General features: G+C 67.3%; 10 protein-coding genes and 2 pseudogenes. 5 read left to right on the top strand and 7 right to left on the bottom strand.

What is annotated here, in order from left to right; all coding sequences use genetic code 11:
* Positions 1-582, top strand: a pseudogene (locus QOC76_RS29965) (hypothetical protein); the annotation flags it as partial.
* Positions 583-714: 132 nt separating this feature from the next.
* On the top strand, positions 715-1,569 hold the full coding sequence (locus QOC76_RS29960) for a hypothetical protein (RefSeq protein WP_526363427.1): 855 nt from the start codon (positions 715-717) through the stop codon (positions 1,567-1,569).
* 21 nt (positions 1,570-1,590) lie between these two features.
* Here the strand turns inward: QOC76_RS29960 and QOC76_RS29955 are convergent, their stop codons facing one another.
* Complete coding sequence (locus QOC76_RS29955; RefSeq protein WP_526363425.1) at positions 1,591-1,998, bottom strand: Rv2576c family protein; 408 nt, start codon at positions 1,996-1,998, stop codon at positions 1,591-1,593.
* 95 nt (positions 1,999-2,093) lie between these two features.
* Here QOC76_RS29955 and QOC76_RS29950 point away from each other — a divergent pair, with 95 nt between their 5' ends.
* The gene (locus QOC76_RS29950) at positions 2,094-2,621 is read left to right on the top strand and encodes a hypothetical protein (RefSeq protein WP_526363431.1); all 528 of its coding nucleotides are present in this window, start codon (positions 2,094-2,096) and stop codon (positions 2,619-2,621) included.
* Between the two features lie 257 nt (positions 2,622-2,878).
* Here QOC76_RS29950 and hisS read toward each other — a convergent pair whose 3' ends face one another.
* Both hisS and QOC76_RS29940 read right to left on the bottom strand, forming a co-directional pair.
* On the bottom strand, positions 2,879-4,144 hold the full coding sequence (hisS, locus tag QOC76_RS29945) for a histidine--tRNA ligase (RefSeq protein WP_526363423.1): 1,266 nt from the start codon (positions 4,142-4,144) through the stop codon (positions 2,879-2,881).
* Positions 4,145-4,167: 23 nt separating this feature from the next.
* Complete coding sequence (locus QOC76_RS29940; protein WP_526363429.1) at positions 4,168-4,842, bottom strand: MBL fold metallo-hydrolase; 675 nt, start codon at positions 4,840-4,842, stop codon at positions 4,168-4,170.
* A gap of 107 nt (positions 4,843-4,949) precedes the next feature.
* Between QOC76_RS29940 and QOC76_RS29935 the strand changes: the two genes are divergently transcribed.
* Both QOC76_RS29935 and QOC76_RS29930 read left to right on the top strand, forming a co-directional pair.
* Positions 4,950-5,831, top strand: a complete 882-nt coding sequence (locus tag QOC76_RS29935; RefSeq protein WP_526363421.1) for a peptidylprolyl isomerase — start codon at positions 4,950-4,952, stop codon at positions 5,829-5,831.
* A 6-nt stretch (positions 5,832-5,837) separates the two neighbouring features.
* Positions 5,838-6,824 (top strand): peptidylprolyl isomerase, encoded by a 987-nt coding sequence (locus QOC76_RS29930; RefSeq protein ID WP_526363419.1) that lies wholly within the window; start codon positions 5,838-5,840, stop codon positions 6,822-6,824.
* Positions 6,825-6,897: 73 nt separating this feature from the next.
* Here the strand turns inward: QOC76_RS29930 and QOC76_RS29925 are convergent, their stop codons facing one another.
* The 4 genes and pseudogenes from QOC76_RS29925 to QOC76_RS29910 form a co-directional block, all read right to left on the bottom strand.
* Positions 6,898-9,255, bottom strand: a complete 2,358-nt coding sequence (locus tag QOC76_RS29925; RefSeq protein ID WP_526363417.1) for a RelA/SpoT family protein — start codon at positions 9,253-9,255, stop codon at positions 6,898-6,900.
* 69 nt (positions 9,256-9,324) lie between these two features.
* Positions 9,325-9,930, bottom strand: a complete 606-nt coding sequence (locus tag QOC76_RS29920; protein WP_526363415.1) for an adenine phosphoribosyltransferase — start codon at positions 9,928-9,930, stop codon at positions 9,325-9,327.
* Positions 9,885-11,525 (bottom strand): ABC transporter substrate-binding protein, encoded by a 1,641-nt coding sequence (locus QOC76_RS29915; RefSeq protein ID WP_526363413.1) that lies wholly within the window; start codon positions 11,523-11,525, stop codon positions 9,885-9,887. Before QOC76_RS29915 ends, QOC76_RS29920 begins: the two co-directional genes overlap by 46 nt.
* Before the next feature lie 8 nt (positions 11,526-11,533).
* Positions 11,534-12,109: pseudogene (locus QOC76_RS29910) on the bottom strand (protein translocase subunit SecF); the annotation flags it as partial.

Genomic DNA, 12,109 nt, shown 5'->3' with positions numbered 1-12,109 from the left:
TTCGCCCCGACCAACGTCGACGGCGCACTGATGAGCTGGTGGGACTCCGACGCCGAATGCACCGTCGCCATCGCCAGACCCTCCGACGACGACCTGTGGCAGCGGTACCTGGCGGGCGCCGAGCGTTCGTATCGAAGCCACGGCATTGGCGCGGCGCTCGACGTGGATGCGATCCGCCGTTCTCGCGACACGACGCTTTTCTGGACGATGCTCGACGCGACGGGAACGGTGGTCGGTGGTATCCGCGCCATCGGTCCGCTGACATCACCCGACGAGACACACGCGGTCACCGAGTGGGCAGGCCAACCAAGCCACCCGACGGTCCGCAAGATGATCGCCGACCGGCTCCCATTCGGTGTCGTGGAAATGAAGTCGGCGTGGGTGACCGCCGATCCCGATCGCAGCCGCAGCATGCCGCGTCATTGGCCCGCACAGGCTGTCACGTGCTCGCCGTGCTCGGCGTTCAGTTCTGCATGGCCACCTGCGCGTATCACGTTCTGGCGCGCTGGCGGTCGTCGGGAGGCATGGTGGCTCCGATCCCCTCTACGCCGTATCCCGATGACCGATACCGCACCAAGATGATGTGGTGGGACAGGCGAACCGTCGCCAGCCTCGCCGCACCGAGTCAGACCGCCAAGATCGTTGCCGAGATGGCAAACATTCGCCAGCGTCTACACAGCTCGAGCCGGCATGCGACAGTGGGAAGTTGAGGCCATGTTCACCGAAACACAGTGGGACCACGAGGTCGACGTCGTCTGCATCGGCGCCGAGGGTGCAGTGCTCGCCGCGGCACTCGTCGCCGTAAACGCGGATCTCGACGTCTACTCGGCCATCACGGAATCCACCGCGACGGGAAGCGACCTGGCCGCAGCGGTGAGCTACCGGGGTGGCGACGGGCAGACGACGAAGCATCTGGCCGGCTTCGACTACGCCTTCGGTGGGGTCGGCCGCGCGCAGAGCTTCTGGCCGGTGCGCTCCGTCGAAGACATCGTGGCACCGCGCTCGCACCGCCGCGGTGCCATCGAGCCGTTCTTCGGCGCGGCGCTCGAGCAGTGGGCACATCGATGCGCAGCAGCACCGAATGGTCTCGTCTACAACCGGGTGACCAGACGCCAGATGACCGAGATGCGGAGCAGCACCCGCGGCGAGAAGATCGAGGCGGCCGTCGTCGGATCGGTGGACTTGAGCCCGGGATCGCCCGCCTTGTCGTTGAGGACGTGGCTGAGAACTCAGGCGACGGAAGCCGGGCTGGTAACGGACACCGAGGTGCGGCTGGTCAAGCTGGTCTTCGAAGACGACGGCCTCGCAGGCGCAGTGATCGACACCCCGGACGGCGTGCTCGCGGTGCGGGCCCGGGAGAATTTCATCATCGGACTGGGCGATATTTCATCGGAGCGCACCCGTGCACTCGTCAGCGCTACCGAGCCGGTGACCGTCGACGTGTGCCTGGTCAGCAAGGCGGCGAGCCGATTCGGCGAACTCGAGATCGTCACGGCGCCGGGAGAGGACAACCGGCTGTTGTTCGTCAACGCATCTGATACGGAGCTCCAGCTGGCAATTGGACTCTGAGACGCTACCGCCGTAGTCGAATCACCAATTGCCGAGCTGGCAGCGCGCCGTATACGGCCCATCGGATTGCGAGACCACCTGGCCGTCGACCTCGATCTGACAATGCGCATTCGCTACGGCCTGTCCGCCGTGAGCGGCGGCGCTCGCGTCGATGGTCGCCCACTGCGCGTCCTCGAGCGTCGTGGTGAACTCCCAGGGCGTCGGCACCTCTTCCTTCTTCAGGAAGGCGTACGGATCGGCGTTGTACGCGTCCTTGTTCGGGGGCTGCGCGATCAGATAGTTGACCTGGAAGCTCACGCCGGTCCCCGACGTCAGCGTGTACTTGACCTGATGACCGGCAGGCTCGGCGCTGGCCGTCGCGGGTGCGGATGACAGCACCGCAAGGCCGACTGCAGCTGCCGCACCGAGTTTGGCTTTCACATTGCGCATGGTGATCTACGTACCCCTCTTCCGTAGCAAAGACACTACTGACACATCGCCTGCCGCCCGCCGCCTGTTACATGTGGCACGCTGCAGGCGTGAGCATGCCAGCAGAGCCCCGGATACTCGCCGATACCGGCGGACTCCTGGTCACCGATGACGGCCGTCGTGTGCTCGTGATCGACCGGTGCACGGGCGCGCTCACAACGATCGCGTTCGTCCTCGGGGTGATCACACTCGTCGTCGGCGGCTTCGGCCTGGTGGCATTCATTTCGGGCACGCCGTCGCGAGCATTGGGCGGCATCTTCCTCGCGGTCGGAATCGTCTTCGCGGTACTGACCTTTCTGGTGGCGCGCAAGATCCGCTCCCGCCGCGGCCAGCCGTTGAACCAGTGCCGTCCGGTGGCGGTGATCGACCGCAAGCTCGGCCTGCTCAATTACCGTGGCGGCGCACTGGTTCAGTTGGACCAGGTGCGCTTCGCGCGCAAGATGCAGATGGGTTCGAGCTCACCGAAACTGGTGGCTCTCATCCCCGGCGGCACGCTGCTTCTCAAGCGCGGCAACCCGTTCGACGGCGGCATCGGCAACGTCGACGAGATCTTGACCGCCGCCAGCGCAGGTTCGTCGGTTTGAGATCGTCGGGAATCTGTTGGCCCGCGTCCTCGTAGGCCTACTTGATCGCGGCCAGAGCCAAGGTTCCGAATTTCATCATGCCAACCGCCTGCACCGCGAGCGTGCGTGTCTGTGCGTCGGCAGGCCGCGCCACAGTCGCACTACGCGCGCGCTCACCCGTCGTCGAGCGTGCACAAACTGCGCGATTTCACCGGCGCGTCGGCGAGCAGACACGCACGCTCGCGCGGAAAAGTGAGGGCACGCTCGCGAGGAAACGGCTAGCGGCGGCCGAGGCGGGACAGCACCTCGGCGACCACGGCGTCGGCCGCGACGTCGACCTGCTCTCCTGTCGACAGATCCTTCACGCCGACGGTGCCCGCGTCGATGTCACGGTCGCCCGCCACCAGCGCGATCGACGCGCCCGACCGGTCCGCGGCGCGCATCGCACCCTTCATCCCGCGGTCCCCGTAGGCGAGGTCCACCCGCACCCCCGTTGCCCGGAGCCGGCCGGCCAGCACCGACAACTGCGTCTTGGCCTGCTCGCCGAGGGGCACACCGAACACGTCGACGCGTGCGGCCTCGCCGATCGTCTTGCCCTCGGCCTTCAACGCCAGCAGCGCCCGGTCGACGCCGAGCCCGAACCCGATCCCCGACAGGTCCTTGCCGCCGAGCCGGCCCATCAGCCCGTCGTAGCGACCACCGCCGCCGATGCCGGACTGGGCGCCGAGGCCGTCGTGCACGAACTCGAACGTCGTCTTCGTGTAATAGTCCAGTCCGCGCACCATGCGCGGGTTGATTGCGTACGGCACCCCCAACGCATCGAGGTGGGCCAGCACAGTGTCGAAGTGCTGTTTGGCCGCGTCGGAGAGGTGATCCAACATGACCGGCGCATCAGCGGTCAGCTCACGTACAAACGGCCGCTTGTCGTCGAGCACCCGCAGCGGGTTGATCTCCGCGCGACGGCGGGTCTCGTCGTCGAGGTCGAGCTTGAACAGGAACTCCTGCAACAACTCTCGATACTGTGGCCTGCAGCTGTCATCGCCGAGCGAGGTGACCTCCAACCGGAACCCGTCGAGACCCAACGACCGGAAGCCTGCGTCTGCGACCGCGATCACCTCCGCGTCGAGCATCGGGTCGTCGACTCCGATGGCCTCCACCCCGACCTGCTGCAGTTGCCGGTAGCGGCCGGCTTGGGGGCGTTCATACCGGAAGAACGGCCCCGAGTAGCAGAGCTTCACCGGAAGGGGCCCGCGATCGAGGCCGTGTTCGATCACCGCGCGAATCACGCCCGCGGTGCCCTCCGGCCGCAGCGTCACCGAACGGTCGCCTCGGTCGGCGAAGGTGTACATCTCCTTGCTGACCACATCCGTGGACTCGCCAACCCCGCGGGCGAACAGCGCGGTGTCCTCGAAGATGGGCAGCTCGACGTCGGCATAGCCGGCGCGGCGCGCAGCCGTCAGCAGGCCGTCGCGCACCGCCACAAACTGGGCAGAGTCCGGCGGCAGGTAGTCGGGCACGCCTTTGGGCGCCTGAAAAGAAGTCACGCGGACGTGAGGAGCAGAAGAAGTCACAGAGTCAGACCTTCGAGGAACGGGTTGGCGCGGCGTTCGAAGCCGATCGTCGACTTCTCGCCGTGCCCAGGTAGTACCACGGTGTCGTCGTCGAGCACCATCAGTTTTGTCACGATCGACCCCAGCAGGTCGCGGCCGCTGCCTCCGGGCAGGTCCGTGCGGCCGACCGACTGCTTGAACAACGTGTCGCCGGTGAAAGCGACCTGGGAGCCGTCACCGTCAACCCTGAAAATGACCGAACCCCTGGTGTGGCCCGGCGTGTGGTCGACGGTCACGGTAATGCTGCTGGTGTCGCCGATGTCCAGCTTGTCGCCGTCGCGGTCCAATTCGAGCACCTGTTTGGGCTCGCGGAACAGGGCGCCGAACGCGATCTGGCCGAGCCGGGGACCGAACCCCTTGATGGGGTCGGACAGCATGAACCGGTCGTCGGGGTGGATGTATGCGGGGCATCCGTAAGTGTCGGCGACCTTCTGCGCCGACCAGATGTGGTCGATGTGGCCGTGCGTCAGCAGTACGGCGGCAGGCGTCAGCCGGTTTTGGTCGAGGATTCGGGCTAGTGGGCCCATCGCCCGCTGGCCCGGGTCGACGACGATCGCGTCCGCCCCAGCGCGTTGTGCCAGCACGTAGCAGTTGCAGGCCAACATGCCGGCCGGAAATCCGGTGATGAACACGGCGTCCATTTTCCCATCCCGCACGCTTGGCGGGTCTCTTGGCCCGCGCTCAGCTACTCCTGGCACACTCGTTGCGGATTGACGGGCTCACGAGGAGGACCACGGCGGTGCCGACCAACGAACAACGGCGGGCGACAGCAAAGCGCAAACTCGAGCGACAACTGGAGCGACGGGCCGCGCAAGCGCGCAGGCGGCGGCTGTACACAATCATCGCTTCCGCTGCGGCGATCGTCGCCGTGGTTGCCGGGGTCGCCGTCTACTTCTTCACCAAAAACGACTCGAACGGCACGGCCACCGCGGCCACCACGCCGCCGGGCGATTCCGCGGCTCCGACGGAGCCGGCGCCGACGGCCGACGGCCGGCTGCCTGCCTTCAAGGCGCCCGCCGATCTGGGCGCCAACTGCCAGTACCCGGCAGCGCAGGCGGCCAGCAAGCCGAACAAGCCCCCGCGGACCGGAAAGGTGCCAACCGACCCCGCAGAGGTGAGCGTCAGCATGTCCACCGATCAGGGCAACATCGGTATCCAGCTCGACAACGCCAAGGCGCCGTGCACGGTCAACAGCTTCGCCAGCCTGGCCCAGCAGGGCTACTTCAACGACACGCCGTGTCACCGGCTGACCACCAGCCCGGGTCTGTCGGTGCTGCAGTGCGGCGACCCGACCGGATCCGGCAGCGGCGGGCCCGGCTACCAGTTCGCCAACGAGTACCCCACCAACCAGTTCCAGCCCGACGATCCGCAGCTGCAGAATCCGGTGACGTACCCGCGCGGCACACTGGCCATGGCTAACGCCGGTCCCGGAACGAACGGCAGCCAGTTCTTCCTGGTCTACAAGGACTCGACGCTGCCGCCGGGATACACCGTGTTCGGCAAGATCGACGACACCGGGCTGGCGACGCTGGACAAGATCGCCGCCGGCGGCGTCGCGGGGGGCGGGCAGGACGGTGCGCCTGCCACCCCCGTCAAGGTGAAGACCATCGGGCTGGACTGACGCCGCGTGTCGACGCCCGGGCCGCCACCGTACGGCGGTTATCCGCCCCCGCCGTACGACCCGTACGGCTATCCGCGGCCGCTCCCGACAAACGGCATGGCGATCGCGTCACTCATCTGCGCGTTCGTATTCGCACCGCTCGGCATCATCTTCGGCCACATCTCGCTGTCGCAGATCAAGCGCACCGGCGAGGAAGGGCACGGGCTCGCGGTGGCGGGCCTGGTGATCAGCTATCTGATCACCGTGGGCACCATCATCGTGCTGGCCGCCGTCGTGCTGTTCACGATCGCAGTAGCGCGTCACCTCGACGACGAATCCTTCTACTACCCCGACATCACCGCTGCGCCTACCCCCGACAATGGGCTGCCGCCGTTCGATCCTCCGCCCAACGTCGGCGCGAACTGTGCGTACCCGACGACCGCCGAGCCGGCCAGCAAGCCCAACACCCCGCCCCGCACCGGAAGGGTGCCGACGAGCCCCGCCAAGGTCAGCGCCAGCCTGTCGACCAACCGGGGCAACGTCGGCCTGCAACTCGACAACGGCAAAGCGCCGTGCACGGTCAACAGTTTCGCCAGCCTGGCTCAGCAGGGCTACTTCGACGGAACGAGCTGCCATCGGCTGACCACCACACCCCAGCTCGGCGTGCTGCAGTGTGGCGACCCGACGGGAACGGGTGCGGGTGGGCCCGGCTACCGGTTCGCCAACGAGTATCCGACCAACCAGTACCGGCTCTCGGATCCGGCGCTCAGGACGCCGGTGCGCTATCCGCGCGGCACGTTGGCGATGGCGAACGCCGGCTCGGGTACCAACGGCAGCCAGTTCTTCCTCGTCTACGCGGATTCGATGCTGCCGCCGACCTACACGGCGTTCGGCACGATCGACGCCACCGGACTGACCACGCTCGACGGGGTCGCCGCAGCGGGGGTCGACAGTGCAGGCGACGACGGCAAGCCGGCGATGGACGTGACGATCGATTCGGTGCGGCTGGACTGACGCCGCGAGCAGACGCAAAAGCGCGTGTTGCGTCGGCGTGTCGGGTACTTTCGCGTCTGCTCGCGCAGAGGAATCAGGCGGCGCTGGTGACGCGGTACACGTCGTAGACGCCCTCCACGCTGCGCACGACGTTCAGCACGTGGCCGAGGTGCTTGGGATCGCCCATCTCGAAGGTGAACCGGCTGATCGCCACGCGGTCGTTTGAGGTCGTCACCGACGCCGAAAGAATGTTGACCTTCTCGTCGGCCAGCACCCGCGTGACATCGGACAACAGCCGGTGCCGGTCGAGCGCCTCGACCTGAATGGCGACGAGGAACACCGACGACGGCGACGGCGCCCACTTCACGTCGATGATCCGCTCGGCCTGCGCTTGCAGCGACGAGGCGTTGGTGCAGTCGGTGCGGTGCACGCTCACCCCACCACCGCGGGTGACGAAGCCCATGATGTTGTCGCCCGGTACCGGCGTGCAGCACTTGGCCAGCTTCGTCAGCACGCCGGGTGCACCCGGCACCGCCACACCGACGTCCTCGGTGCTGCGGTGGCGCACCGGCATGGTCGCCGGGGTGGACCGCTCAGCCAACTCGTCGGCGGCCTCGTCGTCACCGCCGAGCTGAGCCACCAGCCGCTGCACGACATGGCGCGCCGACACGTGACCCTCACCGACGGCGGTGTAGAGGGCCGACACGTCGAGGTAACGCAGCTCGCGTGCCAGCGCGGCCATCGACTCGGCATTCATCAAGCGTTGCAACGGAAGTCCGCCGCGGCGCACCTCGCGCGCGATCGCGTCCTTACCAGACTCAAGCGCCTCCTCGCGGCGCTCCTTGGCGAACCACTGTCTGATCTTGGCCTTCGCACGAGGCGACACCACGAATTGCTGCCAGTCCCGCGAGGGCCCGGCGTTGGCCGCCTTTGACGTGAAGACCTCGACGACTTCACCGTTCTCCAGCCTGCGCTCCAGCGCGACCAACCGGCCGTTGACGCGGGCTCCGATGCAGCGGTGGCCGACCTCGGTGTGCACCGCATACGCGAAGTCCACCGGCGTCGACCCCGTCGGCAAGGTGATCACGTCGCCCTTCGGGGTGAACACGAAAATCTCTTGCACGGCAAGGTCGTAGCGCAGCGACTCGAGGAACTCGCCCGGGTCCGCGGCCTCCCGTTGCCAGTCGAGAAGTTGGCGCATCCATGCCATCTCGTCGATCTCGGCGGCGGTGTTTCCCGACGGCACTCCGTTGCGGCCCTTGGCCTCCTTGTATCGCCAGTGCGCGGCGATGCCGTATTCGGCGGTGTTGTGCATGTCGTTGGTGCGGATCTGCACCTCCAGCGGCTTGCCCTCAGGACCCACCACGGTGGTGTGCAGAGACTGGTACACCCCGTAGCGGGGCTGGGCGATGTAGTCCTTGAACCGCCCGGCCATCGGCTGCCACAGCGAATGCACCACGCCCACAGCGGCATAGCAGTCGCGGATCTCGTCGCACTGGATGCGAACGCCGACGAGGTCATGGATGTCGTCGAAATCGCGGCCCTTGACGATCATCTTCTGATAGATCGACCAGTAGTGCTTCGGCCGGCCTTCGACTATCGCGGAGATCTTCGACTTCGCCAGCGTGGCATTGATTTCCGAGCGCACCTTCGCCAGATAAGTGTCACGCGAGGGCGCCCTGTCCGCCACCAGACGGACGATCTCCTCGTACTTCTTCGGGTGCAGGATGGCGAACGCCAGATCCTCCAGCTCCCACTTCACGGTCGCCATGCCCAGTCGATGGGCAAGCGGCGCAATGACTTCCAGCGTCTCGCGAGCCTTGCGGGCCTGCTTCTCCGGCGGAAGGAAGCGCATGGTCCTCATGTTGTGCAAGCGGTCGGCGACCTTGATCACCAGCACCCGGGGATCGCGGGCCATCGCGATGATCATCTTGCGGATGGTCTCGCCCTCGGCGGCGGTGCCCAGCACCACCCGGTCCAGCTTGGTGACGCCGTCGACGAGATGGCCCACCTCGTCGCCGAATTCGGTCGTCAGCGCCTCGAGTGTGTAGCCGGTGTCCTCGACGGTGTCGTGCAGCAGGGCGGCCACCAGCGTCGTGGTGTCCATGCCGAGCTCCGCAAGGATGTTCGCCACCGCCAGTGGGTGGGTGATGTACGGATCGCCCGACCGGCGCATCTGGTCGGCGTGCCGCACCTCGGCCACGTCGTATGCCCGCTGCAGAAGCGAGAGGTCGGCCTTCGGGAAGAACTCACGGTGGACGGCGACGAGCGGCTCGAGCACCGGGTTCACGGCACTGCGCTGAGAGGTCATCCGACGCGCGAGCCGGGCCCGCACGCGCCGCGAGGTGGAGGTCTTGGCAATGTCCGGTGCGGGCATCGGCGCGGTCTCCGGACCGTCGCCGGCAACCGGTGGTGATTGCACCGCCTGTCCCGCGCCCTGCTCCTCAGCCATCGTCACCTCCTGATCCGCTGCTCGTCGCGCAAGCGCTCATCGGCGCAGCCAGACTTCGAGGATATCGCTTCAGACGGTGTGCAAGCTGTTGACGGGTAGCGGTTCGAGCAGGTCGCGACCTTTGAGGGCGGCCAGTTCGAGTACGACGACGGCGCCGGTGACCTTTGCGCCCGCCGCGGTGAGCAGCCGAGTGGTGGCCGCCAGGGTTCCGCCGGTGGCCAGCACGTCGTCGATGATCACGATGTTGCGCCCGGTCAGGTCGATGCCGTCGGCGGGCACCTCGAGCGTCGCCGATCCGTATTCCAGGTCATAGGTCTCGCTGTACACCGGGGGCGGCAGCTTGCCAGCCTTGCGCACGGCGAGCACACCGACGCCGAGTTTGTTGGCGACCGCGCCACCGACCAGGAAGCCCCTTGCGTCGATGCCCGCGACCAGTTCGGCGCCCGCGGCGAACTGGGCCAGCGCGGCTGTCACCACGGCCAAGCCGTGCGGATCGGCGAGTACCGGGGTCAGGTCCTTGAACTGGACGCCCGGCTCGGGGAAGTCGGCGACCTCGCGGGTCAGCGACTCGATGACGGCCTTGACCTCGGAATTGTCTACCGGGGCGCTTCGATCCTGCCCCCCGGCGCTCACTTCTCCAGCACCCAGCGGTCCATGTTCCATCCCGCTCCCCATCGCGTCGGATTGCTGCTCACGGCATACATCTTCTTCGATGTGATCAGGCTTCGCTGCTGTCGATACAGCGGCAGCGTCGGTAGGTCGGCCCACAGCACCGGCCCTGCATTGCCGAGCAGCCGGGCGACCTCCTTGGGGTCGGCCGTCACCGCAAGCGAGTCGATGATGCCGTCGATCTGCGGATTCGAGTAGCCGGCCAGGTTGTTTCCGTTGCCGGTGTGCAGGTCGTAGGCGTCCATCGCCGACGAGCCGGTCGATCCGCTGCCGGTGGCCCCTCCGGTGCTCGACAGCAGAACGTCGATTTCGTTGTTGCGCAACGTCAGGGGGCCGGTGGTCTCGGAGGCGACGTCCTTCACCACGATGCCCGCGGCTGCGCAGGATTTGGCGATCGCACCGACCGTCGCTGCGAGCCGTGCATTGGGAGTCTGGTAGCCGATCCGTACGGCGAGCGGCTGATTGCCCAGTGCGCCCCGTGCGGCGCCCGGGTTGGCCGCGATGAACTGCTCGGCCCCGACCGCTTCGCCGCTTCCGATTGCTTCCTCGGTCACCGGGTTGAGGCGGGTGTTGGCGATCGGCACTTCCGCGTTGCGGGCGATCACATCGCGCGGGGTGCACAACGCGACCGCCCGCCGGGCGGGCGGTGCGGCCAGCGGTCCCTGGGGGGCGAAGATCAGCTGCTCGATGCCCGCGGACGGGCTGTCGGTCTGCGCGTAGTCCTCAGGCATGTTGAGCACACCCGACGACCCGGTCGCGACGTCGACGACGTCCACGGTGCCGTTGTTGAGCCGATCCTGGACGTCGGCGCCTCGCGGTCTGACGGTGATCTTGTTCGTGACGGGCTTTGCGCCCCACCATTTGTCGTTGGCGACAAGCACCACGGCACCGTCGTCGCTGACCGAATCCAGCTTGTAGGGCCCCGACGACGGGAACCGCTTCACGTCGAGCTTGGGCGTGAGGTTCCAGGTGCTGTTCCACGCCTGTGCAATGCGGTCGATGGTCGGGCCGTCATTGTTGATGATCGCGCTGGTGACGTCGACACCGAGTTCGTCGGAGATGACGTGTGCGGGCATCAGCGACGTGGCGGCGAACAACTGCCCGAAGTCGACCAGTGCCCGGTCGGGCGCGAACGACACGCGGCCCCGCTTTTGCCCCGGCGCGCAGTCGACGGTGGCGATATCGCGGTAGCCCGCCTGATTCGCCGCTTCGAAGCCGGCGAACCGGCCGGCCTGCGACGCCCAGGCAAGCACGAGGTCGTCGCAGGTGACGGGTTTGCCGTCGGAGTACACCGCCTTGTCGCTGATCACATAGTCGAGCACCAGCGGCGCGCGGCCGACCACCGCGACGGTGCCGAAGTCGTGATCGCCGACGATCTGGCCGTCGGGACCGTGATAGTTGAAGCCGGTCAGCACCCTGGCGAAGGCCTGCGGGCCGCCCGACGCCGCACCGGCGACGGTGTTGGTGTTGTAGGTCGTCAGCGTGCCGTCGACGGCGTAGGTGATCTCGCTTGCCGGGCGCGACGAACAGGACGACAGGCCCACGGCGGACAGCAGCGCGACTGTCACCGCGGCGGCTAACCCACGCAAGCGGGCCGTCATGGGTTCCGCTACCGCCGCCGGGTGTTCCGCTTACCCGCGGGCCGTCCGGTTCGGCTGGCGGTGGGCCGGATGGGCCGCGCACCGGGCGCAGGCTTCTCCGCGACCGCGTGCTTTCCCGTGCCCGTCGGCGTCGCCGTGGAGGCGGCCGCGACGGTCTCCTTCTCGGCGTCCGCGTCTCCATCGGCGGCATCGGCGTCGACCGGCTCGGCGGCCGCGCGCGACTTGCCTGCCGCCGGCTTGCGGCGGTTGAGCACCCGGCGCGTGTGGGTGCGGACCAGCTCGGTGCGCTCGCGGAGCGAGACCAGCAGCGGCGTCGCGAAGAAGATCGACGAATAGGTGCCGACGATGACGCCGACCAGCTGAACCAGCGCAAGGTCCTTGAGGGTGCCCACACCCAGCAGCCACACGGCGACGACCATCAGCGAGATGATCGGCAGCACCGAGATGAGGCTGGTGTTGATCGACCGCATGAAGGTCTGGTTGATCGCGAGGTTCGCCTGCTCGGCGAAGGTCCTTCGGGTGGTGTGCTCGAAGCCGTGCACGTTCTCCTCGACCTTGTCGAACACAATGACGGTGTCGTAAAG

This window comes from Mycobacterium sp. (assembly GCF_032159565.1).
Lineage (GTDB): Bacteria > Actinomycetota > Actinomycetes > Mycobacteriales > Mycobacteriaceae > Mycobacterium.
This window is presented reverse-complemented; position numbering and strand designations above follow the sequence as displayed.

Bases quoted from the DNA above. Each gene is read 5' to 3' on its own strand.
- QOC76_RS29960 (WP_526363427.1), top strand. From the start codon at position 715: ATGTTCACCGAAACACAGTGGGACCACGAGGTCGACGTCGTCTGCATC.
- QOC76_RS29955 (WP_526363425.1), bottom strand. From the start codon at position 1,998: ATGCGCAATGTGAAAGCCAAACTCGGTGCGGCAGCTGCAGTCGGCCTT.
- QOC76_RS29950 (WP_526363431.1), top strand. From the start codon at position 2,094: ATGCCAGCAGAGCCCCGGATACTCGCCGATACCGGCGGACTCCTGGTC.
- QOC76_RS29925 (WP_526363417.1), bottom strand. From the start codon at position 9,255: ATGGCTGAGGAGCAGGGCGCGGGACAGGCGGTGCAATCACCACCGGTT.
- QOC76_RS29920 (WP_526363415.1), bottom strand. From the start codon at position 9,930: ATGGGGAGCGGGATGGAACATGGACCGCTGGGTGCTGGAGAAGTGAGC.
- QOC76_RS29915 (WP_526363413.1), bottom strand. From the start codon at position 11,525: ATGACGGCCCGCTTGCGTGGGTTAGCCGCCGCGGTGACAGTCGCGCTG.